This is a genomic window from Capsulimonas corticalis (assembly GCF_003574315.2).
Taxonomy (GTDB): domain Bacteria; phylum Armatimonadota; class Armatimonadia; order Armatimonadales; family Capsulimonadaceae; genus Capsulimonas; species Capsulimonas corticalis.
In genome coordinates, this window is the sequence record NZ_AP025739.1 from 3,084,758 (window position 1) to 3,111,703 (window position 26,946).

The following is a 26,946-nucleotide window of genomic DNA, read 5'->3' on the forward strand; positions in this document are numbered from 1 at the left end:
GCCACCGAGCGACTCTGGGGATAATTATGCGCGGACACCCTCGGAGAAGGCTTGCCGGATCTTCGGGAGATTATGTATAATCTTCGGAAAAGCAAAGGAAATTACATTTATTGGCGTACGATCGGCCCGCCGGCCTTTTGGCAGGTTTTCATGCTTCGCTTCCAGATCCCGAGACACCCGAATTGCTGCATGTGGGAGAGCAATGGGCGCCGCGTGACTTCTTCATCACGCCGCATACGCACCATGTCTGGGAGTTCTACGTACAGGCGGCGGGAGAATGCCGATGGCAAAGCGGCGATCGCGTTTATACGCTCTCGCCGGGCGGGCTATTCGCGGTCGCTCCGGAGATCCTCCACACCATGCATGACAAGCCCGCGCGCAGGCACCACTTTTATTACGCCGCTATCGACTTGACTCGCGTCTTCGCGCGACTGCCGGCTTTGGAGGAGGTCTGGTCGGCGCGCTCGATTGTGTTCACGCCGCGCGCGGAGTCCATGACGGCTTCTTTTCAGCAGTTAATACGCGAGGTCTCCGTGGATTTGCCCTATCGTACGCCGGGAATTCAGCGCGCGCTCGATACGCTGGTGGTGGAAGCGACGCGCGTGGCGCGGGGCGCGCCCACGGCGGGGTCACTCTCGTCGTTGCATCCGGCGGTGTGGCGCGCGAAGGAGCTGCTGGACTACCGCTGCCAGGAACCCTGGAAGCTCCATGATCTGGCGCGCATGTGCGGCCTCTCGGCCAACTACCTGGTGGAGCGGTTCACCGCCGATATCGGGATGCCTCCTCGGCGATATTTGCTCCAGGTGCGGATCCATCAAGCGCGGGAGATGCTCACGCGCACCGATCTGCCGATCTCGGACATCGGCCTGGAGCTGGGCTTCGGCTCAAGCCAGCACTTCACCGTCGCGTTCACAAAGGCGACCGGAGAGGCTCCGCTCAAATATCGCCAGGCGCGCCGATTGCTTCCGGAGTAATCGCGAGGCGCGCTCCCGCCGGCAGTTTTGACGCCGCCGGCGGGAGATGCGAATGGGGACGATTTCCCAGTTAGTTGCCGTGGTTGATGAAGTATTGGACGGCGTAGCCCATGTACTGCGTTGGATTGAACGAGTATGTGTCGGTGATCAGATACCCGGCGTTCCCCTGCGGATTGAATGTCCACGCCGTGGTCCCGCAGAAGCCGCCGCTCCGCGCATGACTGGCGGCCCAGTTTTGCACGCCCTCCACGAATGTCTTTCCGTCCGGCGACTCGCCGAAGTCGTTGGTTCCGTACTCGCCGATGAAGATCGGGGCGTGGGAGGCTTCGACGGTGACGAACTTGTCCCAGTAGCTTGTGACGGCGTATTGCGGCTTGTTCGGGTTGTTGATGAACGGGTAGATATGGGCGTCGTAGATAATGCCCCGGCCGCCGGGATCCTGCGGCGTGTGCGTTCCGTTCGCCACCGCCGTCAGATCGTAGGCGTAATCCAAGCCAGCGATGACAAGTACATTGTCCGAGGCGCGGGGACCGCCGGCGTACGCCTGGGCGCGCACCGTGTTGACCAGGCTTTGCATGCCGGGCGTATGGTATTGGACGCTTCCGCCTTGGTATGTCTCGGTAGTCACTAAGCCGCCGCTCAGCCAGATGTCCCAGCTGACGTCGTGCGGCTCGTTGTAAAGGCCGAAGAATACCGCCGGGTTCCCTGAGAGCTGCGGGTCGTGGGATATATCCTGCCATGCCGATGTCGTGTTGTCATCGGGCATATTGTGCTGGTCGTAATTCGCGCCCCAGACGCCCAGGTCGGACCAGTGCAAGTCCAGAATGACATAGGCGTTGGCGTTCGAGGCGGCCCGCACGATGTCATAGACATATTGCCGGTAAGCCGCCTTGTTGGCGACTCCAAACCCCTCCCAGCGATCCTGGCTGATCGGAAGCCGGATGATCCGAGCATTCCAATTTCCTCCCAGCAGTGCGGCGGCGGACTCGCGGAGGCGGTCTGGAGTGTCGGTGAACTCCAGACTGGAAAGGTTGGCGCCTTTCAGGAATACGGCGTTGCCCCAATCATCGACGAGCCGATTGCCCGAGACATGCAGGGATGGGGGCGTCGCCTCGGCGCGCGGCGCCGCCGTCCCGAACGCCGCCATCGCGGCGGCGATCGTGAGCGTCAGAATCACCGTCTTGCCGCTGGCGGCGATCGGATTGTTGTCCAAGTGAGTCGTCTTCATTGTTTTCATCTCCTGGGTGTTGGTCACGGTGACAGTATTGCGATTATATCGTTTGTACTAATTCCGCGCCGTGTCGACGAGCATCGCGTGGAGCAATGCCGTCATTGTGTGAAAATACCCGAGGTTATCACTGTCCAAACGTTTGGACGAAATATATTTTTGCGATATCCGTGCGGTATTGCGAAAATTCGGATCCTATGTTATAATTCGCCCAATCGTTTGGACAATTCGCCATTCTTATGAGGTTCCGCATGTCTTCGCCGCCGTGGACGATTTTTGTCGTCCAGCATTCGCACATCGATTTAGGTTTTACCGACCGCCAGGAAGTCATCACTCGCTTTCATCGTCAGTTCATCGACCAGGCGCTCACGCTCACCCTGTCGGAGCGCAACGCCGCACGTCCGGCGGAAACGCGGTTCAAGTTCACATGCGAGGGGTTCTGGGCCGTCGAGCAGTTTTTGGCCGGCTGCGGAGAAGAAAAGCGGCGGCGGTTCGTGAAGTCGGCGCAAAATGGCGCGATCGAGCTCACGGCGTTTTATCTGCACCTGACCGAGCTGCTCGATTTGGGACATTTGCGAGACACACTGGCGCCCGCGAAAGAGTTCGCGCGGGCAAATGACGTACCGCTTACCGCCGCGATGTCGTGCGATATCAACGGATTGTCCTGGGGGATGGCCGACGCGCTTGCGGAAAACGGCGTTCGCTTTTTGTCGAGCAATATTAACCAGCACCACGGTGGATATCCCAATGGCGGTCCGCTGAACGCCTTCCACTGGGAGGGGCCCGCCGGCGGCCGCGTGCTGGTCTGGAACGGTCTTCCCTATCACAAGGCGAACCTGTTTGGCCTGATGGGCGGCTGCAACCCGGTGGGCGCCGCCGGCGTGCCGGGCGCCGCGAATATGGCGGCCGATGACCGCTATGTTGCGGTCACGGATATCGGGTTCGCGGAGCGGCTGCTTCCGCCGGTTTTGGCGGGGCTGGAAGCGAACGGTTACCCATATCGCTTTTTGCCGCTGATGGGCAGCGGTCTTTATACCGACAACAGCCCGCCGACCGATGATTATTGCGATCTGATCGAGAGCTGGAACGCCCGCCATGGAGGCGAGATCAAGATCGTGACCGCGACTCTGGTGGAGTTCTTCGCGCATCTCGAAATAGCGGCGGGTGAGCTGCCGGTATTTCGCGGGGACTGGCCGGACTGGTGGTCCGACGGCGTGGCGTCCGCGCCCGTCGACACGCTGCTGTTCCGCAACGCCCAGCGCGTCAAGCGTCTCGCGGAGCGCCTGGACCCAGAGCGCCGGGTGATGACCTTGGAGACGAGCGCGCAGATCGGACGCAAGCTCACGCTCGCCGCCGAGCATACCTTCGGGTACTCGGATACGTCCAATCCCAAGCTGCTCAGCCATCAGGTGTTTCGCCGCAAATCGAAGCTGGCCGTTGACGCGGACGAAGCGGCGTGCTCCGCGCTGGACGACGTGCTGCGGATGCGGGGCGAGGGGGAGTTCACATCCCATCGGCCGTATACGTATCTCGTCATCAATGCGGCCGGCGAACCCTGCCACGGCCTGGCGGCGCTGGCGATCGACTCCTGGGAAACACGGATCTTCGAAAAGCCGTTCTCGGTCGTGGATGCGTCTGGACACGTTTACCCGCACCAGATCGTTCCCGACTCGCGCGGATGGCAAATCTACTTATCCATTGCGCTGGCGGCGGACGAGGAACGGGCTCTGACCCTTCTGCCGGGACGCGCGAATGGATGCTCAGAGCCGCACGCGGCGCCGCGCGATTTCTATGAGAACGCCTTTCTTCGCGCCTGCTGGTCCGGCGATGCGGGACTGACCTCGCTTGTTGACCGGGAGAGCGGCGTGGAGCTGCTCGATGTTTCCAAGGGACGCGCGCTGGGCGCGCCCGTCTATCAACTGTTTCCCGGCGGCAGCCGGTGGGACGCCGGCGGCTTCAATATGGCGCCCCGGCGCATTCCCCGAAGCGTGATCCATGAGGGAGTTTGCCGGTCCTGCGCCGTGACGGCGGATGGTCCTGTTTTCACGACGGTCACCGCCGAATACTCCGTCGCCGGAACCCAAAGTTACCAGACGGAGTTTCGCTTCGCGCATGCGCTGCGGCGGATCGATGTCACCGTGCGCGCGAAAAAGACAGCCGAATACGACCCAGAAGGACTATATGTCGCCTTTCCCTTCGCCGTCTCCGGCGGCGTTTGGAGCCTTGATAAGCCCGGCGGATGGGTGCGCCCCGGCGTGGATCAGATTCCCGGAACGTGCTGCGATTACTATCTCGTGCAGGACGGCGCCGCGTGCGTCGGGGATCCCGTGGGACTGGCGTGGACTACGCTCGATGCGCCGCTCGTACATATTGGCGACACGCGGCTCTGGCAATTCCAGACGAGCCTTGCCCCCGAAGGCGCGCTTTATTCGTGGCTGACCAATAACAAGTGGGAGTGCAATTTTCCCATCGACTGCGGCGGCAACTTTGAGTTTCGTTATGCAATCGAAGCGGGCGCGCACCTGGCCCAAGTATCGAGCGCCGCCGCGCGCCTTCGCGCCAACGCGAACTCCTTCACCGTCATTCGCACCGGCGCCCAAACAAAACTCTGAGGATGCGTGGCTGGCGGTTGAAACCGCCGGCGAGAAGACTGCGCAACACCAGATTCTTAACAAAATTCTGACCGGAAGCTTAAGGAACTCCATCGATCTCATGAAAACGAACCCTATCAAAGTTGGCGTTGTCGGCTGCGGCAACATCAGCAACATCTATTTCAAAACGGCTCAGACTCTCGATATCCTGGAGGTTGTCGCCTGCGCGGACCTGGATTTGGAGCGCGCCAGAGCCAAAGCCGCCGAACATGGCGTCGCCAAAGCCTGCTCCGTGGAGGAACTGCTGGCCGATCCGGAGATCCAGATCGTCATCAATCTCACGATCCCGGGCGCGCACTTTGATGTCTGCAAAGCGGCGCTGGACGCCGGCAAGCACACTTATGTGGAGAAGCCGCTCGCGCTGACGCGCGCGCAGGGCCGCGAACTTCTGGAACTTGCGCGGGCGAAGGGACTGCGCATCGGCGGCGCGCCGGACACGTTCCTGGGCGCGGGTCTGCAAACCTGCCGTAAAGTCATTGACGATGGCTGGATCGGCGAGCCGGTTGCGGCGACGGCGTTTATGTTCTGTCACGGCCATGAAAGCTGGCACCCGGACCCGGAGTTCTATTACAAGCCCGGCGGCGGCCCGCTCTTTGACATGGGGCCATATTACCTGACGGCGCTCGTCGCCTTGATGGGGCCGATCACGCGCATCGCCGGGTCGGCGCGCAAGACGTTTGCCGAGCGCACGATCACGAGTGCGCCAAAGAACGGCCAGACGATTGTGGTGGAGACGCCCACCCACATCGCCGGGACCGCCGAATTCGCCAGCGGCGCGGTGGCGACACTCGTCACATCGTTCGATGTCTGGGCCAGCACGCTGCCGCCGATTGAGATTCACGGCTCGCTTGGCTCGCTGTCGGTTCCGGATCCTAACACATTCGGCGGCAGGGTTCAGATCAACCGCCAGGGCGCCGGCTGGGAGGATGTTCCGCTGACGCATGGATTCGCCGAGGACAGCCGCGGCCTGGGTGTCGCCGACATGGCCCTCGCCATCCGCGAAGACCGTCCGGCGCGGGCCGGCGGCGATCTGACCTACCATGTTCTGGAAGCGATGTTGGGCTTTCTGGATTCGTCCGAGCAGGGCCGATATTACACGATGGAGAGCACGGTCGACCGACCCGCCGCCCTGCCGGGCGATTGGCTCGCGGCCGAATAAACAGCGCGCGATCTGCGAAAGCGGCGGCCGGGGCGGGGGATCTATGCCAGGGGACTTATGTTTAACGAACGCGTCCATATTTCGATGCGCCACGCGCAGACGGCGCATTACAAGACCTTGAGCATCCATGATCGGAGCCTGGCGTTCTGGGTCGTCAGTCACGTACGGTCGGGGTGCGTGGAAACGCGTACGGGCGCGGAGAGGCGGACGGTCCGATCGGGCATGGTCATGATCCATCCTCCGAATACGCCGTTCTCCGAAATCGCCGCAGGGCCAGGCGTGCATGAGTTCATGTTTCTGGACGCCGTCGTGGGGGCGGGAGTCGATCTGCTGCGCCTGCATCCCGTCGCGCTCACGGTGCGCCTGACAGATCCTCGCGCGTGGTCGGAGACGTTTGCGCGTTTGCTCGCCGCCGGGAGCGCCTCGCCCATGACCGCGTTTGGATGCGCCATTTCACTGCTGGACGCGGTGATTGACGACTGGCGCGCCGCCGGCGCCCCGCCCCGGCCGGCGTTCCTGGAAACGCCGGCCGACCGGTTCGCGGGCCTCGTGCATTATATGACGGAGCATCTGAGTGAACGGATCGACCGCGACACTCTCGCGTCGCGTATGTGTCTGCACCCGGGTTCGCTGAATCGTGCGTTCCGACAGGCCTATGGCGTTTCGCCGATGCGCCTCCTGCGCAGGTTGCGTCTGGAGCATGCGCGGCGGCTGCTCGAAACGACGGACCACACGCTGGAGACCATCGCGCTTCAGTGCGGCTTTGAAGACACTGCTTACTTTAGCCGCGCCTTCCGCGCCGCCTGCGGATTGCCTCCCGGCCGGCATCGACAGGCAATCCGAGAAGGCGTCCAAAGCGCCATGGAGGGCTATTCGCAACCATTCTCGCCGCCGGCAATTACCGCAGCAGAGACAACTGTGAACAGGAAAATGGATTAAAGCGCATGCAAATGGTTTTGGAGGCGCCGAGCGAAATTCTCGCCGAGGAGCAAATCGCCCATTTTTATCGGGAAGGATATGTCGTCATCCCTGGGCTGGCGCCGACGGAGGAAATCGACCGCGTCCTGGTCGCGGCGTCTCAGTCGTCTCAAGAAGGCGGAGAATGCCAGACACGCATTTTCGATCCCAGGCATCCCGAGAAAGACGCCGGCGTCCACCGGCTGCTGGTCGAGCCCAATATTATTTCCGCCGTGCGGGACATCTTTGTCAACGAACCGGGCATTCTCCATGGTATGCTGTTCTTTGCGCCCCCTCGCTGGGAAACAGACCTTCCATGGCGCCGAGATAACCAGAGCCTGGAGATCCTGGGCGGCGCTCTCAGCGCGTTCATCGCCTTGTCCGACGTCACGCCGGATCGCGCCATGCTCTGGGTTGCGCCGCGCACCCATCGCCTGGGCGCGCCGCCGCCGCGCACGGGGAGCGGGACGCCGCTGCCCGCCATGCAAAAAGGCGACGCATGCATTTTCGACCGGAATATTTACTATCGTTTGCCGAAGAACGAGACGGCGCACGCCCGCTGCGCCTATCTTGCACAGTATCAGGCGGAGAACGCCCGCAGCGCCGAAACTGGGGCGGTCCATTCGGACGAGATCGGACCGTGCGCCCCGGCGCGGGAGCTGAAAGAATTCTGGCGCCGCCGAAAGAACAGCCAATATGAACCCTTTGCCTCGCCTGCAAGTGAGTGATCGTAATCCCCATCTATTGATGACGGAAGAAGGAAGCCCGTTTTTTCTGCTGGGCGATACGGCGTGGGAGCTTTTCCATCGCCTGACCTTTGCCGAAGCCGAGACATATTTCGCCAATCGCGCTGCGAAGGGCTTCAATGTGATCTGCGCGGTGGCGCTGTCCGAGGTGGACGGGCTGCGCGTCCCCAGCGCCGACAGGCATCTTCCTTTCCATGATTTCGATCCGCGCCGTCCCAACGAAGCCTACTTCGCCAGCGTTGACGCCAAAATCGAGCAGGCGGCGGCGCATGGGCTTTATGTCGGTTTCTTGCCGACGTGGGGCGATAAGCTGACCGCGCCCTGGGGCGCCGGGCCGCGCATCTTCCATGAGAACGATCCGGAGACGGCGCGGGCGTATGGCCTCTGGCTGGGCGAGCGCTATCGAGACACGACGAATCTGATCTGGATACTTGGAGGCGACCGTCCGGCCGATCTTTCCGAAATTTCCCCGTCGTGGCCGTACCCTTGGGACGCTGGCTTTCAGAAATCGACCGACTGGAAGCCGTTATGGCGCGCGATGGCCGAGGGGATTTCGGAGGGGACGGCCGGACGGGCGCTGTTCTCCTACCATCCGCAGGGCGGGGCGCTCTCCACGTCTCAGCTTCTGCAAGGCGAGACATGGCTGCACGTCCATATGATGCAGTCCGGGCATGGCGCCGGCGCGGATGTTCCCGTGTGGGACTGGATTGCGCGAGACTACGATCTCGCCCCCGTCCGTCCGACATTGGACGCCGAGCCGAACTATGAGGACCATCCCGTCAATCCCTGGCCGGTCTTCGATCCCGCCAACGGCTATTTCCGCGCCTACGATGTCCGCAAGCAGTGCTATCGCTCTGTTTTCGCCGGCGGGTGCGGCGTCATCTACGGGCACCATTCGGTCTGGCAGTTTTGGGATGGCGTCCGTGAGAACATCAACCACGCCGACCGTTTTTGGACGGAAGCGCTGGACCGGCCCGGCGCGTTTCAAGTCGGTTACCTGCGCCGCCTGCTGGAGTCGCGCCCAGGCGCCGGGCGCGTTCCCGGTGATCTCCTTCTCGCCTCGGACCTGGGCGAAGGGGGAACGCGCATCTGCGCCACGCGGGACGCCCTGGGCGCCTATGCGCTGATTTACCTGCCGAAGGCGGGACAAGAGGTGGACGTGCGCCTCCATATGCTGGCCGGCCCGCGCGTCCGGGCCGCCTGGTTTGACCCGCGCTCCGGGCAGGAGGCGCAGCTTATTGGCGAGTATCCCGCACGGGGCTCGCAGCGCTTTGTGTCGCCCGGCGCCGCGACGGATCCCGAAATGGATTGGGTGCTCACGCTGGATTCTTCAGAGTAATTGAGGGCGGAAAAAGGCCGCTTTGGCAATTTTCCTAAAGTTCTTGACATTATCCAGGACCCGCTGTATAATATGTCCAATCGTTTGGGCAACTTTCCAGAGTTTGTTGGGAGACCGAATTGGCTGTTTCTATCCGTGATGTCGCTTCTCGCGCCGGGGTGTCGTTTACGACCGTTTCCAAAGTGCTCAATGAGCGCCCCGGCGATCGGACGGCTCCCGAGACCAGGCTTCGAGTCGTGCAGGCGGCGCAGGAGCTGGGCTACCGGCCCAACGCCGTCGCCCAGTCGCTGCGCAGCCGCACGACGGACATCATTGGATTCTATACCGGCCTGATCTCCCTGGATATCATGGACCCGTTCCATGGCGCGGTTCTCAATGGTTTGCAGCATGGGTGCGAAGAGCACCATAAGGATCTGCTGATCCATCGCAAATTCTTTGGCGATTCTCCCGAAGAGATTTACAAGGATCTTTCCAATCGTAAGGTGGACGGAATTGTCCTGCCCTCCGGCTGCGATGATGAGATCGTACAGCGTTTGAAAGCCTCGTCGTTTCCGGCCGTGGGCCTCGCTGCGCCGGACGCCGGTCTTTCCTCGGTTTATGTGGACAGCGTTCACGGCTTCCGGCTGGTCGCCGCGCACCTCGCGGAGAAGGGGCATCGGCGCGTGCTGTATCGTACACAGCGTCGTGATCCCGAGATCAAGATTGAAGATTCCGAGCGCCGCTGTCACGCATTCGCGGCGGCCAGCGCGGCATACGGCATGGAGGTGCTGGTGACCGAGGCTCCGGAGGATGGCGTGGTCACGGAAGAAGAGAAATCCCTGCTGCTCGCGCCGCCTTCAAAGCGCCCGACAGCCGTTGCCTGCTGGAACGATCGTTACGCGCACCAAATGATGACGTTTTGCCGGCGGCATGGGCTGCAAACCCCGGGAGACCTGGCGGTCGCCGGCTTCGACGGTTTCACGCTGCCTTACGATCCCGCATATCAATTGACCACCGTGCGCGCGCCCTGGGAGGAATGCGCGCGAACCGCCATCGGACTGGTGGTGACCATGACGGGCGGAAATCCCGTTCCTGACGAAACCGTGCTGCCGGTGGAGTTGATCCACGGCGACACGACTTGATGCTCTCATTCCATCGCATCCGCGACCTCTGTCCGTGACCGCTAAAGGAGAATCGATCATGAAGCGTATTGGGTTCACATTAATTGAATTGCTAGTTGTTATCGCAATAATCGCGATTCTTGCCGCCATTTTATTTCCTGTCTTCGCCAAAGCGCGTGAGAAAGCCCGTCAGGTGAGCTGCGCCTCCAACGAGAAACAGATCGGTCTGGCGTTTATGCAGTATACGCAGGACGCCGACGAGCTGCTGCCGTCGGGAATCGCGAGCAACGGCCGGGGCTGGGCGTATCAGCTCTACCCCTATGTGAAATCCGACGCCGTGTTTACATGTCCGGACGATCCGACTGCCGGCCCCCATGTCTCTTATGGCATGAGCCAAGACTTCAACTACACGACCTACGATCCGCCGCTTTATGCGGGAACGAATCACACGACGTCGCTCAGCCAGTTTAATTCGCCGTCCAAAACCGTCATGTTCTTTGAAGTCTCTCAGGTGGGGCAGGCGGCGTCCGACCCCAGCTCCACGTTTCAGCCCTCGCCGACCGGAAACGGCGGCGGTTTCGATTTTGATGGAACGCCATATTTACTATACAATGGCGTGTATGATACAGGAGTGATGGGCAGTATCGCGACACCTGCTAACTACAATAAAATCTACACCGGCAGCGCGTCCACGGATTACGTCTATAAGGCGCTCACCGGGCGGCACACCGATGGCGCGAACTGGCTTTACGCCGATGGGCACGTCAAATGGCTTCGCCCCATTTCCATTTCCGGCGGCCCGACGAATTCCACGCAAGGCGACTGCGGCGGGACGGCGGCGAATGGCAAGCAGGGCAAGCTCAGCGCCAATACGGAATGCTCCAGCTTCCAGGGCACGTTCAGCGTCCTATAAACACACTGCCGATAGCCTTTCGGGAGCGGCGCGAAATGCACTGCTCCCACTCTTCATCAGGACGTTTTTCATGCCGTTTTACTCTTCCGCCACGACAATTCTGCTCGCCGCTTACATCCTCACGGGGCAGCCGGGCCAGGCGCAGACCGCCGATCCGGCGGGGACGCTGACAATTTACGACGACGCCTACCAAAATGGCTGGTCGTTCGGCGGCTGGGCGGGATCCGTGCGCCCGGACAGCCCCGATCCCGTCCATGCGGGCAAGGACGCCATTTCGGTTTCCGCCGGGCCATATGAGGCGCTTTCGCTGCGGCATGCGGCGTTCGAAACGACGCCGTATCAGGCTGTTTCGTTCTGGCTGCGGGCGAAGCCGGAGACGAAACTCAAGATTCAGGCGCTGCTGGGCGACAAAGCCCAGCCTCAGCCCGAAGTCACGCTGGCCGCTCCATCGGGAGATCTCTGGCGGCGCTATGTTGTGCCGCTCAAGACTCTGGGGGCGGACGCCAGGCCCGACATGGTTGGTTTCTGGATTCAGGACGCCGGCGGCAAGGGGGCGGTTTTTGCCGTGGACGATCTGGCGTTGGTGACGAGCGCCGCGGGGGACGGCGCGACGGAAGCTGGCATGCCGCCTCCTCCGCAGGCGGTCCTGCCGGCGGTGACCGTCACCGTGGACGCTTTATTGGGGCGCCACCCGATCTCTCCTGGGATCTACGGCGTCAACTTCGCCGGTCCGGAACACGCGCTGCTGCGCATCCCCTTCAATCGCAACGGCGGCGACACCGAAACGCGATATAATTGGAAGCAGAACGCGCACAGCATCGGCAACGACTGGTACTACGAAAGCGTGCCGGTTGGCGACGCCGTTCCGGGCAAGCAAACGGACGATTTCATCGCAACCAGCAAGGCAATCGGCGCGCAATCCATGGTCACAATCCCGCTCATCGGCTGGGTGGCGAAGCTGGGGCCGAACCGGGACAAGCTTGCGTCCTTCTCGGTCGCCAAGTACGGCGCCCAGAAAGAGGTCGATACGAAGGATATGCCGGACGCGGGCAAGGGCGTCAAGCTCGATGGCTCCAAGATCACAGGCAACGATCCGAACGACGCCAGCACGCCCTCCGACCCGGAGTTCATGCGCGGCTGGGTTCAGCATCTGGTCGCGAAGTGGGGCCGGGCGGACAAGGGCGGCGTACGCTATTACTTGATGGACAATGAGCCCAATATCTGGCACCTGACCCACCACGATGTGGATCCTGCGGGCATCGGGATGGACGAGTACCGGGACAGACTGTTCGCCTACGCCGCGATGGTGAAAAGCGTCGATCCGACCGCCCTGGTCGTCGGCCCGGAATCGTGGGATTTTCTCGGGGCGAAGTATTCCGACGCGGATATCCTGCAAGCGAGCCGCGGCGGCGATTGGAAGGTCATGCCGGACCGCCACGCGCATGGCGATCAGGATTTCTACCCCTGGATCCTCGACCAATTGCGCGCCTATGAGAAGAAAACGGGCCATCGCCTGGTGGATGTCGCCTCCTTCCATTACTACCCTCAGGATGGCAATAGCGCGGATGTCTCCACGGAGACACAGCTCAAGCGCAATCGGAACACCCGGTCCCTTTGGGATCCGACATACAAGGCGGAAAGCTGGGTGAACGACATTATCGATATGCTTCCCCGCATGAAGACTTTGGTCAAAGAGCACTATCCGGGCTTGAAGCTGGCCTATACGGAATACAACTGGGGCGCCGATGATTTCCTCAATGGCGCGACGGCGCAGGCGGACGTGCTGGGAATTCTAGGCCGTGAGGGCATCGATATCGCCACAAGGTTCTGCGCCCCGATTCCGGGCACGCCGGTCTTTCACGCCTTCCAGATCTACCGAAATTACGATGGCCGAGGAGGAAGCTTTGGAACGACATCGCTTCAGACAAAGACGCCCAATCCCGACACTCTCGCGGCGTTCTCGGCTCAGCGCGCCGACGGAGCGGTGACGGTCATGGTGGTCAACAAAGTCTTAACGGGACGCACTCCGCTGACCTTGCGTCTGGATCACGTCAAAGCATCCGGTCCGGCTCAAGTCTGGCAGTTGAATTCGCGGAACGTCATCGAGCGATTGGCCGACGCGCCTTGCCGCGCGGGGCAGGTTGCGGCGGTGCTGCCCGCCCAGAGCATCAGCCTGTTCGTCATCCCATCGCGCCCGGCGTCGAAATAGCGGCCCCGATAACGATACGGACCGAATAGCAAAAAACTTTCCAGGGATGGGCAGGATTTCGTGAAAGCAAACCGAATTGGGTGGGGAACGCCGATGAGGAGACTTCCACATGCAATATACGAATCTGGGCCGCACAGCCCTGAAAGTCAGCCGCCTTTGTCTGGGCACGATGAACTTCGGCCCCGTCACAACGGAGCCCGATAGCTTCGCCATCATGGACCGCGCTCTGGAGCACGGGATCAACTTCTTCGACACCGCCGACGTGTACGGGTGGAAGAAGGGCGAGGGGATTACCGAGCAGATCATTGGACGCTGGTTCGCGCAGGGCGGCGGCCGCCGCGAGAAAACCGTCATCGCGACCAAGGTCTATGGAGACATGGGCGATGGAGCACTGGGCATGGGCGAGTGGCCGAACACGGCTCGCCTGAGCAAGCTGCATATCCGCCGAGCGCTGGATAAGAGCTTGCAGCGGCTGCAAACCGATTACATCGATCTCTATCAAATGCATCACGTGTGGCGCGATTCGAGCTGGGATGAGATCTGGGAGGCGTTTGAGCTGGCTTATCAGCAGGGCAAGGTGCTTTACTTCGGCAGCAGCAACTTCGCCGGCTGGCATATCGCGCAGGCGAATGAGGCGGCGCGGCGCCGCAACTTCCTGGGTCTGATCTCCGAACAGAGCAAGTATAGCCTGGTGCAGCGCGATATCGAGCGCGAGGTGATTCCTGCGGCCGAGTTCTACGGCCTGGGCGTGATCCCGTGGTCGCCGCTCGGCGGCGGCCTGCTGGGAGGCGTCCTTCAGAAGATCACCGAGGGGCGCCGCGCGTCGGAGGATATGCAGAAGCAGGTCGAGGCAAAGCGACCGCAGTTGGAGAAGTGGGAATCGCTTTGCGCGGACCTCGGCGAAAAGCCGGCGGACGTGGCGCTGGCGTGGATGCTTCAGAACCCGGTCATCACCGCGCCGATCATCGGACCACGCACGCTGGATCAGCTCGACGGATCCCTGCGCGCCCTGGAGATCAAGATCTCCGACGAGACCAATCAAAAGCTGAATGAGCTGTTTCCGGGATACAAGACGTCGCCCGAAGATTACGCCTGGTAGTTCGCCAACGGTTCACAATCACAGATCGACAAAGCAGGCGGGCGCGGGTATTATTATTCCGCGTCCGCTTTTTTTGTGGCTGCCTGCGCTGTTGGGTCAGGACGCATAAACGATTGGTTTCGGGGGTTACTGAAGATGCGTCTCCACTTCTATTGTCGTCTCGCGGCGTTCGCCGGCGCGCTGGCCGCCGCTGCGTCGCCGGCGTTCGCCGACGGATTGCGCTTGATCACCGTCAACGTGGAATGGCGATTGGACACCGACGCGCCTGTCTCATCTTCCAGCGCTCTGGGAGCGCCGGCGCCGGCCGGGTCGGTCGGCGTCTCGAAGCGAGGCGCGCCCTCGCCGGGAGTGAAGAATGGGGATCGGGGAGCCACGCTGAGCGTGACGGTCGCGGAGGATGCGCTGGGATCCGCCACATATCATTCGGCGACATTTGGGGACCTGCTGGTCACCGTCCGCCCGCATGTGAACGCCAACGGATCCGTGTTCGCCAACGTCCTCGTCCGCCGCACGTTCCAAAGCGCCAAGACCGAGGTCTCCACCTCACAAAACTTCCAAGGGCCCACGCCCGTGCTGCTGGGCCGCACAACGTTCTCACCGCCATTCGCCAGTCCCGGCGCGGTCTACGCAACGGCGTCAATCGAATCGAACTTCAAAGATCCGTTTGCGCCCAACCCGACTCTGGGGAGCGGCGAGGCGAAATGACCTTCCCCGCGCCTTGGCCGACCCCCGTGGCAAACCCACCCCCGGCCTTCGGCCGCCCCCTCCCGCCGACGGGAAGGGTAAGAAAACCCAAAAGCCCCATCGCCTACAATATAGGCGATGGGGCTTTTTCTTATCACCCTTCCCGTCGCGGGAGGGGCGGCCGAAGGCCGGGGGTGGGTTTGCTCCGGGAGGACGAGAAGCGCCGAAGCCCCCTACACGTGCGCCTTGCGAGTATCCACGATATTGGCGTCGAACACGCCGACGTTGCTGGTGACCTTGGCGCCGACGCCGATGACGCAGCGTTCGACGTAGGTGTTCGCGCCGACGCTGGCGCCGTCCCAGAGGATGGTGCTCTTGAGAGTCGCGCCGGATTCGATGCGGACATTGTCGCCGAGAACGGTGTTCGCCAGCAGGCTCGCGCCGGCTTCGACGATGGTGTTGGCGCCGATGACGACCGGGGCTTCGAGCGTCGCCGAAGGATCGATCTGCGCGCCTTCGCCGACCCAGACGCCGGCGGACTGCTCGGTGAAAGGCATGCCGAGCTGGACCTTGCCGTTGATGGCGTCGAAGTTTGTCTGGCGGTAGACCTGAAGGTTGCCCACATCCTGCCAGTAGCTCTGCGTGTGGAAGGCGAAGAGGGGCTTGCCGGCTTCGAGAAGCGCGGGGAAGACGTTGTTGCCGAAGCCGAACGCGACGCCGGCGGGGATAAGCTCAAAGACTTCCGGCTCGAAGACGTAGACGCCGGTGTTGGCCGTGTTGGAGAACGCGCCGCCGGTCTTGGGCTTCTCCAGGAAGCGGTTGATGCGGCCGTTGTCGTCGGTCAACACGATGCCGAACTGCGAGGGATCGTCTACCAGGGTGGTGGCGATGGTGGAAGTCGCCTTGTTGTCCTTGTGGAACGCGACCAGGCCGGAGATATCGATATTCGAGATGTCGTCGCCGCCGATTACCAAAAAGGTTTCGTTTTGGAAATGGGCCTCGACGCGCTTCAGGCTGCCGGCGTCGCCCCACAGCTGGTCTTCCTGTTCGACGTGGATTTTGACGCCCCATTTCGAGCCGTCGCCGACGTAGTCGCGGATGACGCCGCCTAAGTAGTGGACATTGATCACGATCTCGTCGAACCCGCTCTTTTTCAGCTTCTCGATGAGATGCTCGATCACGGGGCGATTGACGATCGGGACCATCGGCTTGGGGACATTGCGTGTCAGGGGGTCCAGTCGCGAGCCGACGCCCGCAGCCAGTATCATTGCCTTCATTATCTGTCCTCTGTGATTGCGTGAGTTACTGCTTAGTTGACGTACTGCTTATGGTTTGAATGATCACTCGAAGAAGCGCCGTATGGAGGCGGCGACATGCGCGATCTGCTCCGAGTTGAGGTCCGGATGCACCGGCAGGGAGAGGACTTCCTGAGTCGCCAGCTCGCTCTCCGGCAGGTCGCCCTGCGTGTAGCCCAGGTGGACGTACCCCTGCTGGACATGGAGAGAGAGCGGGTAGTAAACGGCGCTCGAAACGTTCCGAGACGCCAGGTACTTCTGTAGATCATCGCGGCGGCCGTTCCGGACGCGCAGCGTGAACTGATGGTAGATGTGGTGGTTGCCCGACAGAGTCGCCGGCAGCGTGATGTGCTCGTCCAGATCGGCGAGCAGGTCCAGATACTGGCCCGCGTTGGCGCGGCGCTGGTCGTTCCAGGCCGTCAGGCGCTTCGCCTTCACGCGCAGGAACGCGGCCTGCATTTCGTCCAGGCGCGAGCAGTAGCCGACGCGCTTGTAGATATAGCCGCCGCCGGAGCCGTGGAACCGCAGCACGCGGACCTCTTCGGCGATCTCGGCGCTGGGCGTCAGGATCATGCCGCCGTCGCCGCACGCGCCCAGGTTTTTGGTCGGGAAGAACGATAGAGTGCTGATTTCCGCCCACTCGCCCATCTTGCGGCCGTTCTGGGACGCGCCGATCGCCTGCGCGCCGTCCGCGATCAAGGGAAGGCCATGCGCCTTGGCGATCTCGCCGAACTTCGTCATATCCGCCATCTGCCCGAACAGGTGAACCGGCATGATCGCCTTCGTCTTTGAGGTGATCTTCGCGGCGGTCTTTTCGGGGTCGAGGTTAAACGTGTGGGGATCGATGTCCGCGAAGACCGGCGTGGCGCCGGCGAGGCAGATGGTCTCGGCGGTCGCGACAAAGGTGAACGGCGAGGTAATGACTTCGTCGCCGGGCCCGATGCCCAGAGCCTCCATCGCGAGCAGCAGCGCGTCGGTGCCGGAGTTGACGCCCAGCGCGTGCGCCGTGCCGCTTTCGGCGGCGATCTCCGCCTCCAGCGCCGCGACATTCGGTCCGAGGCCGAACTGGCAGCTGTCCATGACTTCGTCAAACGCCGCCGTCAGCTCCGCGCGCAGCGCGCCGTGCTGCGCCTGTAAGTCCGCCATTCCCGCCTTGATGATTGTGTCTTCCAAAAGATCGTTCTGCCTTTGTTGCTATAGTAAATCGTGCGCGCCGCGCGCCTTCAGAGTCTCGACGATCTGCTTGACGTCCTCGGAACGAGACTTGGGACAGATCAGCGTGGCGTCGGGAGTGTCGATCACGATGATGTCTTCGAGGCCGATCGTCGCGATCAGGCGATGGGGACTGTAGATCAGCGATCCCGTGGTGTCCACACCGATGTGATCGCCGATGACGACGTTTTCCGAGACGTGCTTTTCGTGGCTGAGCACCTCCGCGAGGCGCGTCCATGAGCCGACGTCGTTCCAGCCGATGTCCGCCGGGACCACGGCGACTTTATCCGCCTTTTCGGCGATGGCGTAGTCGAAGGAGATCTTCTCCAGAGTCGAGAAATGCTCGGCGAACGCCTCGGCGTCGCCCGCGCGCAGCGCCTCGGCGGCGGCGACAAATCCCGCCTCCGACTGCGGCAGATGCGCCTGGAAGAGCGCGCGCAGCGTCTTGACCGTCGCGATGAACATCCCGGCGTTCCAGTAGAATCCGCCCTGCGCCAGATACTCTTCGGCGATCTCGCGCTTTGGCTTCTCGCGGAACTGCGCGACGGTGAGCGCCTCCGAGCCGTCGGAGATCGGCGCGGCGCTTTGAATGTACCCGAAGCCGGTGTCGGGGCTTGTCGGATGGATCCCAACCGTCACGAGATATCCCTGCTCGGCGGCCTTCGCCGCTTCCAGAATGATCTCGCGGAATACTTTATCGCGGAGAATGACGTGGTCGGCGGGCAGGACCACCATCACGGTGTCCTCGCCGCGCACGCGCTCAATCAGCGCGGCCATCAGTCCGATTGCCGGCGCGGAATCGCGCCCCTGCGGTTCGCCGACGATATTCTCGGGCGGAACTTCCGGGAGCTGTTCGCGGACGGGACCGACATGCCTGGCGTTGGTGATGACGAAGAGCTGCGCGGGATCGATGAGCGCCTCCACCCGATCCGCCGTCTCCTGGAGCATGGTGCGGCGGCTGACAATATCGAGAAATTGTTTCGGGGTGCTCTGGCGGCTGCGCGGCCAAAGGCGCGTCCCGCCGCCGCCCGCGGGGATCACGACGGCGATGTTCGGTTTCGACACGGGTGGAACTCCTCAAACGGATCGACAATCGTGTGTGCAGTGCTTGAGAGTGTACCAAATTTCACAAAGTCCTGTCAATCCGGGGGAGGGCCACAGGAGTGATTAGCGTCGCCAATAGACGGGCATAATAAACGCGATCAGGCGGATTTGAATATCGATCGCGAAAGGCGGGGGCGAGAGTGCAGGGAGTTTTGATTTATCAATGCCGGTTGTGCGGCGGGCAGGTATTGGTGGATGTCGACGATATCCAGGGGGCGATGCTGCTGGTCCGCGTATCGCACGAGCAGGACACGACGGATATCGTGATCCCCCATCGGTGCGATAACGGCGACTACGGGGTCGCGGACTTGAAGGGCGGCCGGGCGACCGAGTGACGCCCGTTACTCGTTGACCGCCTTGGAGTGCGGCGCGTGCAAGACCATCACCCAGCGCTCCATTTCCGCGCGCAGCTCCATAGGTTTGATAGGCTTCCCGACATAAGAATCCATGCCGGCGAGCAGGCAGCGCTCGCGGTCGCCTTCCATAGTATGGGCGGTCATGGCGATAATGGGAGTGCGCCGGCCGGACCCTTGCTCGCGCAGGCGGATGGCGGTGGTCGCCTCGAAACCATCCATCTCGGGCATCTGGACATCCATCAGCACCACATCGTAGGGAATCTGTCCCAGCGCGGTCACGGCTTCCAGCCCGTTCCCAACGGCGTCGATACGACATCCCATCTTTTCCAGCATCCGGATCGCGACCTTTTGATTGATGGCGTTGTCTTCGGCGAGCAGAATATGCAGGCCGATCGGCGCGCTGTTCAAGGCGATGGAGGTGAGCCGCAGGCGGGAGCGGCTCACACCGGCGGACGCGTCCAGGACCGTCATCAGCGTATCGAACAGGCTGGACTTCCGTACAGGTTTCATCAAGGACGCCGCAAAGCCGCGCCGCGCCATTTCCGGCGTGTCGGCTTCGAGGTTGGCCGACGACAGGAGGATCACGGGGATCGCGGCGAATTTTGGATTGCTTTTCAGTGCGTCCGTGGTCTCCTGCCCGTTCATGTCCGGCATCATCATGTCCATGATAACGAGATCAATGGGCTGCTCGGAAGCGTTGAGAAGGTCCAGTCCCTCCTGGCCCGAAGCGGCGGTCAGCGGCGCGCAGTTCCAGGAGCGCAGCTGTTCGCGCAGGATCGTGCGATTGGTCGCGTTGTCGTCGATGACCAGCACGCGCCGCCCGATCAGCGACTGCGGGATATCCATCGTGATCTGTTCGGCGCCGCGTTGCTTCTTCAGCGGCATCTGGAGCCAGAAGGTGCTGCCCTCGCCGAGGACGCTTTCCAGCCCGATCGTCCCGCCCATCAGATCGGTTAGCTGACGGCAAATGGTCAGTCCCAGGCCGGTGCCTCCGTATTTGCGGCTGGTGCTTCCATCGGCCTGCGTAAAACTCTCGAAGACCGCCGTCTGGCGATCCGGCGCGATGCCCACTCCGGTGTCGCGCACGGCCAATCGCAGTTCGGCGTACGCGTCGCAGTTGTGGATCACGCCGACTTCCAGCACTACCTCGCCGACGTCCGTGAATTTGAGCGCGTTGCCCAGCAGGTTGCTCAGAACCTGGCGGATCCGGCCGGGATCGCCCTGGAGAAGACGAGGACAGTTCGTGGGGAGCAGCGCGGCGATCTCCAGTCCTTTTTCTCTGGCTCGGGGCGCGAAGAGATCCAGCGTTTCTTCAATCACGTCGTTCAAATCGAAATCGATCGTCTCGATCACCATTTTCCCCGCTTCGATCTTGGAGAAGTCGAGGATATCGTTGATGATTGTCATGAGGGCGTCGCCGCTGCTGCGGATGGTGAGCGCGTAATCCCTCTGCTCCGGAGTCAAATCCGTGTCCAGAAGGATGCCCGTCATGCCGAGCACGCCGTTCATGGGCGTGCGGACTTCATGGCTCATGTTGGCGAGGAACTCCGATTTCGCCCTTGTGAAGGCGACGGCCTGATCGCGCGCTTCAACCAGCTCCAGCGCCTGCTCCTCCAAAAGCGTCTTCTGCTCGGCCAGGTCCTGGGTTCGCTCCAGCACGCGTGTTTCCAGCTCATCGTGGGCGCGCCGCAGTTCTTCCGTGCGCTCATGCACGCGCTGCTCCAGCTCATCGTGAGCCCATTGCAGCGTTTTGGCTTCGTTGCTGCGGCGTTTCAGGTCGCGCTGCACCAGGAAAAAGATGAGCCCAAGCAGGATGAACGCGAACGCGATGACGATCGCCAGGCCCAGCTGCATCAAATCGCTATTGACGCGCGACTCAGCCGTCCGTATTTGCAGCAGGCGGCTTTCTTCCGCTTGCATATCCGCGATGAGATGGGTGTATCTCGCCATGACGGTTTCGCCGTCGTCGATTTCCTGCTGAGCCGCATTTCGCTCCGCCGGATTCCGAATGGTGGCGATACTGTCCAGGCCCTCGATGCGTTCGCTGGCGGCTTCCCGAAGTTCAGGAATCCGTCGCTGCTGGCGCGGGTTATCCCGGGTCAAAAAGGCCACTCGGTCGATATGACGGGTGACTTCTCCGGATCCGCGCCGGAACTCCTGCATGTGCGTCTGGCTGCTCGACGCCATGAAGGCTTGCGCTCCCGACTCGCACGTCTCCATCGACATCAGCGCGGCGCTGAGCTCCGCCTGCACTTCATATGTATGGGCGACCCATCGCTCGGACGAGAAATAAAATTGCGTGTAGCGGCGCGCGAACAGTCCGGTCGCCAGCAAGAAGACGAGCGTCAGCGCAAATCCGAGCATGATTTGTTTGTCGATGGAGAGCTTCACGACTGTTATTGTCGGTGTTTCGCGTGAAGGACTGGAGGGAGGATGCGCTTACGCGGCTTGCCGGCGCTGGATAAGGGCGATGGCGGCGACCACCAGCGCGGAGCCGATAACCGCTTCGGACGTGATCGGATCGTGGAGCACGGCGGCGCCGATCAGCGCGCCGAACAGGGGCTGAACGAAGAGAAAGACCGAAATATCGCTGACCTGGATCCGCTCGATCAGCGTGAACCACACGGTGTACGCCAGCACCGTGCAGGGAACCACCAGATAGGCGAAGCTCCAGAGCGCGCCGGGCGTGAGCACGATGGGCGCGTGCGATGTCCAGAGCTCCCAGCCCGCGAACGGCGCCAGCGCGAGCGCCCCCGCCGCCATCTGGTAGGTAATCACCGTCATGGCGGGATAGCGGGAAACCAGGCGCTTGCCGACGATCGAGGAAAGCGCTTCAAAGGTCAGCGCCAGCGCGATCATCAGTCCGCCGGCCTGCACGCCGCTCCAATGCAGCAGCGAGCCGCCGTGCGACACGATCAAAATCACCCCGGCGAGGCCCGCCGCGATCCCCATGGCTTTGGTCAGGGGCATTGGCTCGCGCAGCAGCGCCCAGGAAAGGATCGCGAGATAAACGGGCTCGGTCGCCATCAGCAGCGAGGCGTCGGCGACCGTCGTGCGCGACAGTCCCGCATAGAACAGAAGATAGGTGAGCGCGAGGCCCAGCACGCCCATCGCCCAGAAGCGGCTCCAGTCTTGCCGCGCCACGCGCAGATCGACTTTGCAGGCGCCGGCCACGCCGTACATCAACCCGGCGGACAGAGCGAACCGCGCGAATGCGAGCATCATCGGGGGGAAGCTATGCAGCGCGAGCTTGCCGGCGAGCGACGACGCGCCCCAGATCATATTGATAGCGATGAGAGCGAGAGCAATCGCGGGCGTGATTCGGTGAGGAGCGGCCGGGATGGGCGCCGGCTCGGCGGGATCGGGTGGGTCGGATGGATCGCGCCGTGCGGCGTTACGTGGCATACTTGATTCTGACGCGCGAGCGGAAGTGAAGTCAATGAAAGCCCGGCGCAGGGGATTAACATTCGATTACAATCCGACGGCCGCAGGCCGGCGGGGACTGGCGATTAAAGTCTCGCTTGAAAAACTTATACAATTTTCTGAGCATTGGGAACTTAAGGAGGACGGGATGCGTAGTACAAATAGCGCATGTCCTCCTTTTAATCATCCGTCAGCTGTGACGGAGCCTGCAGCCGATCCGCTTCACCGCGGACCGGCGGCAGGTTTTTTTTTGCATGTTTTTGACGGAGCCGGCGGAGTTCTCCCGGGCGATTAGCGCATCAGTTTGCGGTTGCGCAGGACGATCCGCTGCTGCTCGAAGATATAGGCGACGATCGCTTCTCGGTCCTCTTCCGTCATGGTCGGGGGGCCAATAAACGAAAGGCGCACGAGATAGATCCGGCTGACGCCCTGCGAGGCGATGTGACAGTCCAGCGATTCTGCTTCGACATCGATCTGCTCGCCGTCTTTGCCGGCGGGGACGCGCACCGTGACGCGCAGGCCTCCGGGGATGGGCTTGGGAGCCGCGAGCAGCGCGCCGCCGCCGCTCATGTTCACCAGGCGCCCCGCCAGGCGCATGGATCCGTCGCCGCCGCGTGAGGAAACGCGAAACGTCGTCGGGGCATGGAGCGGCAGGCGATAAAATTCGCGGCGCTGCACCTGTGTCACTTGCCTGGGCCGCAGAATGGTGATTTGGGAGGAGCGGCTGACGCCGACAACGCGCGTGGAAAACTTAAAGAGGCCGCTGCCGCGCACGAAGGAAACCACCAGCGCCGTGCGCGCCGGCAGGGACGCCGCTGCGCTGGTCGTGGTGGCGGGGGCTTCCGTCTTGGAGGTCTCCCAAAGGCCGTCGGGATCGAAGATCCCTTCCTCGGCGGTGTCGAGCACGATGCGGCGCATGGTCACCACGCGGACCGTGGCGTAATAAACGCCGACTCGGTCCCCTTGGGCCACTTGCAGACGCACCGCTTCGCCCACGGTCGGAAGGCGTCCCGATTTTGGGCTGGGGCGGTCCATGACCGGCGACCAAAACTTCCAGAAATCCATGACGCGCCTTAATTCCCTTCCGCGGTCAGGCCGTTCTTCTGCTCGCCCGCGTTCGCGGTGAGCATTTCGCTCTGCGCGGATTTTTCCAGGGAAGCGGCTTTGTCTCCCTGGTCGGCGTCGGATGTCTCAATATACGTCATCAGCACGGAGGCTTCCTGCGCGATCAAGTTGGCCGCGAGCTGGCGATGCAGGTGCGACAGTTTGAACGCCGCCGGCGGCGTGACGGCGTGTACGAAGTCCGCGAGCGCCTGTCCCTCGGCCGCGACTTTTTTCGCGGTGTCGTAGAACTGCTCGTGCGAGCTTTTCTTCGCTTCAAAGGAGTCGCGCGCCGTCGAAAGACTGGTCAGCAGCGCGTCGCCCTTGTTCTTGATGATGCTGAGCGCCATGGGGTATCGGGTGGCGCCGAGCTGCGCGAGCATCTCCAGCGCGTCGGCGTAACGCGACTGCGCGCCGTACATCCGGGCCAGCTGCGTGACGGCCCGATGTCCGCCGGTCGTCGCCTCCAGCGCCTCGGCGGCCTTGTATTCCGCTTCGGCCCGGTCCAGCGAGCCGTCGTTCCAATAAGCGTCGGCCAGCCCCAGATGCGCCGAGATATCGTCGGGGTTCTTGGCGATCAGCGCGGTGTAAAGCGTCACGGAGCCTTCTGAGGTCGATTCTTCGGCGTCCATGCTGATCAAGAACTCCTTGATCGGGACGCTGTCCGGCGAGACTTGCAGCGCACGCTTCGCTTCGTCCAGCGCTTTATCGCGGAAGCCGCCCTGTAGATACGCCTGCGCCAGCGCCAGACGCGGCTGCGCGGCGCGCGGCGCGCCGTCCACGGCCTGCCGGTAAAGCGAGATCGCCATCGCCACTTCGCCGCGCGCCAGCGCCGCGTCGCCCTTCGCCAGCAGCGGCTTCACGGCCGCCACCTGCTGCTGGATCGCGTCATCGGCCGCTTGCTTCTGATCCGCCTGCTGCTTAGCGTCCGGAACCACTGCCGCCGCCACAGGCGGCGCGGGCGCGGGTGTAACGACTGCGGGCGGCGCGGGCGCGGGTGTAACGACTGCGGGCGGCGCGGGCGCGGGTGTAACGACTGCGGGCGGCGCGGGCGCGGGTGTAACGACTGCGGGCGGCGCGGGCGCGGGTGTAACGACTGCGGGCGGCGCGGGCGCGGGTGTAACGACTGCGGGCGGCGCGGGCGCGGGTGTAACGACTGCGGGCGGATTAGCCGTCACAGGAACGGCCGGAGCGGGGGCTGGTTTGACAACGACCGGGGGAGCTACGATGACTGGCGGCGTTACTGTGACTGGCGGCGTCACAACGACTGGCGGCGCGATCGTTACCGGTGGTGTGACAGGAGGCGTGACTGTGACAGGCGGTGTGACAACAGCAGGCGGCGCTGCTGGGGCGACGGGAGGCGCGGCTGTGACAGGAGCGGGCGCGGGCGTCGGTTCTGGGGCGCTGCGCTGGGTGACCGCTTGGTCGGCGTCGCTGGCGAGAGCGTCGGCGGCGTCTCCGGTTTTCTTGCCGGTCACGCTCCAGGAGTGCGCCGGAGCCAAAACGTCGACGAGCTGGATATCCGGGCGGTCCGACGATTTTGTGTGCGTGATGACAGCGTAAAACGACGCGCCCAGAGCTTTGGAGAGCGCGAGGCGGTCCGCGTCCGTCGTGATGGGCGTGGTGGTCCATTCCGGGTGGTGGGCGTCGGCGGCGGCGCGCAGGATGGCGGGCGCCTCGACATCGTAGGTCAGGACGTCGAAGTGGCCGCCGTCACGCAGCTTGGCGCGCAGCGCCTTCAGGCCGGAGAAGTCGTCGCTGTCGCCGGCGTCGTGCGTAAACAGCACGATGGTCGGCGGGGGACGGCGCGAGGCGGCCGTGGCGCTGGGCGCGACGGCGCCGACGCCCAAAGTACAGGCGAACGCCAAGGCGGCGCTGCGGAGCGTTACTCGCTTTGCTGGCAAATCTGAAGTCCCGTCTGGCAAGCCTGCAAACCGCGCTGCGCCGACTCTTGGTTGCGTCCGGCGGCGATATCGGCTTTATATGTGCGGATGGCCTTTTCGTAAGCGGCGCGCGCGCCGCGATAATTTCCCTGCGATTGCAGCGAAAGCGCCGTTTGCTGGAAGCTGTCGCCGCCGGAATCCGAGGAGCCGCCGCCGTTCGATCCGCTGCGGTTCACGCCGGACGAACTGGAGGAGTCGCTGCCGCCGTCATGAACGGTGATGCGAATGATCGGCGTTCCGCCCGACGACGACTGCCCGCCGTTCTGGGCGTCCTGCGAGGAATCCGAACCGCCATTCTCTCCCAGCGCCGGCACAACGACCGTATGGCGCGGAAGCGCCTCGATCGCCGCCATCGGCGGGGCGGAGACGGGAGCCGGCGACAGCAAATTATTCGAATCCGAGCCGACGGCTCGAAGCTGGAGCGGAGGCAGCGGGACCGGGCCTCCGCCGATATTGGACGAGGCGCTTCGGGAATGGAACGATCGCTCCGGCAGCGCGGCCGGCCGGCGGCTGAGCAGGGGCTTGGTTCCAACCCCGCTGGTCAGCGTCTCCGAAAACGGATCGGGCGTGCTGTCCAGGTTCTTCGCGCTGAACGGCGGCCGTAGGGAGTCCGCCGTGACCGGAGCATTGCGGGCGACGCTGAACGGCGCGGGCTGGCTCGTAAACGGCGCGGGGCTCGTGCGGGACGGATCGGTGAACGCCGAGCCGTTGACGGAGGCCGGCGGCGTATTGACGGACACCACGCGCTCGGGAGACGCCGTGGCCGGGCGCGACGACGAGCGAACGACCCCAAAGCAGATCGCGAACACGGCAATGGCCGCCGTTCCGGAATAAAGGACCGGCAGCAATTGCAGCCCGCCGATCTTGCGCTCACTCAGGTTCCACGACGCGATCCGTTCGGACAACCCGCCGCTTGGAGCAGCGTTGGAGGCGCCGCCGGCGGCGCCTCGGTCGGAAAGATCGCCGAAGCGTCCCATGACGTTGCCCAGGCTGGTTCCGGCGAGCGCGGGCGGAATCCACCGGAAGCCGACCGGCGTCGGCGCCGCCATGGCGCGCACGCCGCGCTTGAGCATCTCCAGCTTCGCCGCGTCGGCGGCGCTGTCGGGATTGAGCTGAAGGACCGCCTCCACATGTTCGATCGCCAGGGCGTCATTGCCCTTCTTCTCGTAAAGCGTTCCAAGGAGCGAGTGCGCCGTCGTGCTGTTGGGATTGATCGTCAGGGCCGCTTCCGCCGCGAGGATCGCGGCGTCCAGATTGCCGACATCGTTGTGCCAGAACGCCATATCAAGCAGCTTGGTCAGCCGCTCCTGACGGATCGGATCCTCGACGCCGGCGAAATCCTGGGGATCGGGGGCGAGATTGATAGAGGAGATGGGCGCGATAAACGTGCCGCACTCCTTGCAATATTTACTGTCCGCGGTATTATTGGCGCCGCATTGGCTGCAAAACACGG

General features: G+C 62.9%; 21 protein-coding genes. 12 read left to right on the plus strand and 9 right to left on the minus strand.

Annotation, left to right across the window (positions count from 1 at the left end):
- Positions 1-110: 110 nt before the first annotated feature.
- A complete protein-coding gene (locus D5261_RS13020; protein ID WP_119321451.1) occupies positions 111-974 on the plus strand; it encodes a helix-turn-helix transcriptional regulator in 864 nt (287 codons plus the stop codon).
- Between the two features lie 70 nt (positions 975-1,044).
- Here D5261_RS13020 and D5261_RS13025 read toward each other — a convergent pair whose 3' ends face one another.
- Complete coding sequence (locus D5261_RS13025) at positions 1,045-2,202, minus strand: glycoside hydrolase family 5 protein (RefSeq protein WP_165864199.1); 1,158 nt, start codon at positions 2,200-2,202, stop codon at positions 1,045-1,047.
- A gap of 251 nt (positions 2,203-2,453) precedes the next feature.
- Between D5261_RS13025 and D5261_RS13030 the strand changes: the two genes are divergently transcribed.
- The 10 genes from D5261_RS13030 (at position 2,454) to D5261_RS13075 (ending at position 15,080) form a co-directional block, all read left to right on the plus strand.
- The gene (locus D5261_RS13030; RefSeq protein ID WP_165864200.1) at positions 2,454-4,814 is read left to right on the plus strand and encodes a glycoside hydrolase family 38 N-terminal domain-containing protein; all 2,361 of its coding nucleotides are present in this window, start codon (positions 2,454-2,456) and stop codon (positions 4,812-4,814) included.
- Between the two features lie 100 nt (positions 4,815-4,914).
- Positions 4,915-6,012: a Gfo/Idh/MocA family protein gene (locus D5261_RS13035; RefSeq protein ID WP_119321454.1), complete on the plus strand. Its 1,098-nt coding sequence runs from the start codon at positions 4,915-4,917 to the stop codon at positions 6,010-6,012.
- A 57-nt stretch (positions 6,013-6,069) separates the two neighbouring features.
- Positions 6,070-6,951: an AraC family transcriptional regulator gene (locus D5261_RS13040; RefSeq protein ID WP_119321455.1), complete on the plus strand. Its 882-nt coding sequence runs from the start codon at positions 6,070-6,072 to the stop codon at positions 6,949-6,951.
- A 5-nt stretch (positions 6,952-6,956) separates the two neighbouring features.
- Positions 6,957-7,697 carry a phytanoyl-CoA dioxygenase family protein gene (locus D5261_RS13045; RefSeq protein WP_119321456.1) on the plus strand — a complete coding sequence of 247 codons (741 nt, stop codon included), beginning with the start codon at positions 6,957-6,959 and terminating at the stop codon, positions 7,695-7,697.
- A complete protein-coding gene (locus D5261_RS13050) occupies positions 7,666-9,054 on the plus strand; it encodes a glycoside hydrolase family 140 protein (protein WP_119321457.1) in 1,389 nt (462 codons plus the stop codon). The genes D5261_RS13045 and D5261_RS13050 overlap by 32 nt, the downstream gene beginning before the upstream one ends.
- Positions 9,055-9,173: 119 nt before the next feature.
- On the plus strand, positions 9,174-10,175 hold the full coding sequence (locus D5261_RS13055; protein ID WP_119321458.1) for a LacI family DNA-binding transcriptional regulator: 1,002 nt from the start codon (positions 9,174-9,176) through the stop codon (positions 10,173-10,175).
- 58 nt (positions 10,176-10,233) lie between these two features.
- Complete coding sequence (locus D5261_RS13060) at positions 10,234-11,067, plus strand: DUF1559 family PulG-like putative transporter (RefSeq protein WP_119321459.1); 834 nt, start codon at positions 10,234-10,236, stop codon at positions 11,065-11,067.
- Positions 11,068-11,137: 70 nt separating this feature from the next.
- Positions 11,138-13,276 (plus strand): glycoside hydrolase family 44 protein, encoded by a 2,139-nt coding sequence (locus D5261_RS13065; RefSeq protein WP_165864201.1) that lies wholly within the window; start codon positions 11,138-11,140, stop codon positions 13,274-13,276.
- Between the two features lie 109 nt (positions 13,277-13,385).
- On the plus strand, positions 13,386-14,375 hold the full coding sequence (locus D5261_RS13070) for an aldo/keto reductase (RefSeq protein WP_119321461.1): 990 nt from the start codon (positions 13,386-13,388) through the stop codon (positions 14,373-14,375).
- Positions 14,376-14,510: 135 nt separating this feature from the next.
- A complete protein-coding gene (locus D5261_RS13075) occupies positions 14,511-15,080 on the plus strand; it encodes a hypothetical protein (RefSeq protein ID WP_119321462.1) in 570 nt (189 codons plus the stop codon).
- Between the two features lie 212 nt (positions 15,081-15,292).
- Here the strand turns inward: D5261_RS13075 and D5261_RS13080 are convergent, their stop codons facing one another.
- The 3 genes from D5261_RS13080 to D5261_RS13090 all read right to left on the minus strand — a co-directional run bounded on the left by D5261_RS13080 (position 15,293) and on the right by D5261_RS13090 (position 18,631).
- Positions 15,293-16,336, minus strand: coding sequence for a nucleotidyltransferase family protein (locus D5261_RS13080; protein ID WP_119321463.1), 1,044 nt, complete (start codon positions 16,334-16,336; stop codon positions 15,293-15,295).
- Between the two features lie 63 nt (positions 16,337-16,399).
- Positions 16,400-17,527, minus strand: coding sequence for a DegT/DnrJ/EryC1/StrS family aminotransferase (locus tag D5261_RS13085; protein ID WP_218025582.1), 1,128 nt, complete (start codon positions 17,525-17,527; stop codon positions 16,400-16,402).
- Between the two features lie 21 nt (positions 17,528-17,548).
- Positions 17,549-18,631 (minus strand): mannose-1-phosphate guanylyltransferase, encoded by a 1,083-nt coding sequence (locus D5261_RS13090; RefSeq protein ID WP_119321464.1) that lies wholly within the window; start codon positions 18,629-18,631, stop codon positions 17,549-17,551.
- 179 nt (positions 18,632-18,810) lie between these two features.
- Between D5261_RS13090 and D5261_RS13095 the strand changes: the two genes are divergently transcribed.
- Positions 18,811-19,005 carry a hypothetical protein gene (locus tag D5261_RS13095; RefSeq protein WP_125205971.1) on the plus strand — a complete coding sequence of 65 codons (195 nt, stop codon included), beginning with the start codon at positions 18,811-18,813 and terminating at the stop codon, positions 19,003-19,005.
- A 6-nt stretch (positions 19,006-19,011) separates the two neighbouring features.
- Here D5261_RS13095 and D5261_RS13100 read toward each other — a convergent pair whose 3' ends face one another.
- The 5 genes from D5261_RS13100 to D5261_RS13120 all read right to left on the minus strand — a co-directional run bounded on the left by D5261_RS13100 (position 19,012) and on the right by D5261_RS13120 (position 26,944).
- Positions 19,012-21,417, minus strand: a complete 2,406-nt coding sequence (locus D5261_RS13100; protein ID WP_119321465.1) for a response regulator — start codon at positions 21,415-21,417, stop codon at positions 19,012-19,014.
- 48 nt (positions 21,418-21,465) lie between these two features.
- On the minus strand, positions 21,466-22,431 hold the full coding sequence (locus D5261_RS13105) for a DMT family transporter (protein WP_119321466.1): 966 nt from the start codon (positions 22,429-22,431) through the stop codon (positions 21,466-21,468).
- Between the two features lie 309 nt (positions 22,432-22,740).
- Complete coding sequence (locus D5261_RS13110) at positions 22,741-23,514, minus strand: flagellar brake protein (RefSeq protein ID WP_119321467.1); 774 nt, start codon at positions 23,512-23,514, stop codon at positions 22,741-22,743.
- 8 nt (positions 23,515-23,522) lie between these two features.
- Positions 23,523-25,454: a tetratricopeptide repeat protein gene (locus D5261_RS13115; protein WP_301002489.1), complete on the minus strand. Its 1,932-nt coding sequence runs from the start codon at positions 25,452-25,454 to the stop codon at positions 23,523-23,525.
- Positions 25,436-26,944: a tetratricopeptide repeat protein gene (locus D5261_RS13120; RefSeq protein ID WP_165864202.1), complete on the minus strand. Its 1,509-nt coding sequence runs from the start codon at positions 26,942-26,944 to the stop codon at positions 25,436-25,438. Before D5261_RS13120 ends, D5261_RS13115 begins: the two co-directional genes overlap by 19 nt.
- Positions 26,945-26,946: the final 2 nt, after the last annotated feature.

Coding starts and splice junctions, on each gene's coding strand:
- D5261_RS13075 (WP_119321462.1), top strand. CDS start 14,511: ATGCGTCTCCACTTCTATTGTCGTCTCGCGGCGTTCGCCGGCGCGCTG.
- D5261_RS13080 (WP_119321463.1), bottom strand. CDS start 16,336: ATGAAGGCAATGATACTGGCTGCGGGCGTCGGCTCGCGACTGGACCCC.
- D5261_RS13050 (WP_119321457.1), top strand. CDS start 7,666: ATGAACCCTTTGCCTCGCCTGCAAGTGAGTGATCGTAATCCCCATCTA.
- D5261_RS13030 (WP_165864200.1), top strand. CDS start 2,454: ATGTCTTCGCCGCCGTGGACGATTTTTGTCGTCCAGCATTCGCACATC.
- D5261_RS13110 (WP_119321467.1), bottom strand. CDS start 23,514: ATGGATTTCTGGAAGTTTTGGTCGCCGGTCATGGACCGCCCCAGCCCA.
- D5261_RS13060 (WP_119321459.1), top strand. CDS start 10,234: ATGAAGCGTATTGGGTTCACATTAATTGAATTGCTAGTTGTTATCGCA.
- D5261_RS13035 (WP_119321454.1), top strand. CDS start 4,915: ATGAAAACGAACCCTATCAAAGTTGGCGTTGTCGGCTGCGGCAACATC.
- D5261_RS13040 (WP_119321455.1), top strand. CDS start 6,070: ATGTTTAACGAACGCGTCCATATTTCGATGCGCCACGCGCAGACGGCG.
- D5261_RS13105 (WP_119321466.1), bottom strand. CDS start 22,431: ATGCCACGTAACGCCGCACGGCGCGATCCATCCGACCCACCCGATCCC.
- D5261_RS13065 (WP_165864201.1), top strand. CDS start 11,138: ATGCCGTTTTACTCTTCCGCCACGACAATTCTGCTCGCCGCTTACATC.
- D5261_RS13045 (WP_119321456.1), top strand. CDS start 6,957: ATGCAAATGGTTTTGGAGGCGCCGAGCGAAATTCTCGCCGAGGAGCAA.
- D5261_RS13025 (WP_165864199.1), bottom strand. CDS start 2,202: ATGAAGACGACTCACTTGGACAACAATCCGATCGCCGCCAGCGGCAAG.
- D5261_RS13070 (WP_119321461.1), top strand. CDS start 13,386: ATGCAATATACGAATCTGGGCCGCACAGCCCTGAAAGTCAGCCGCCTT.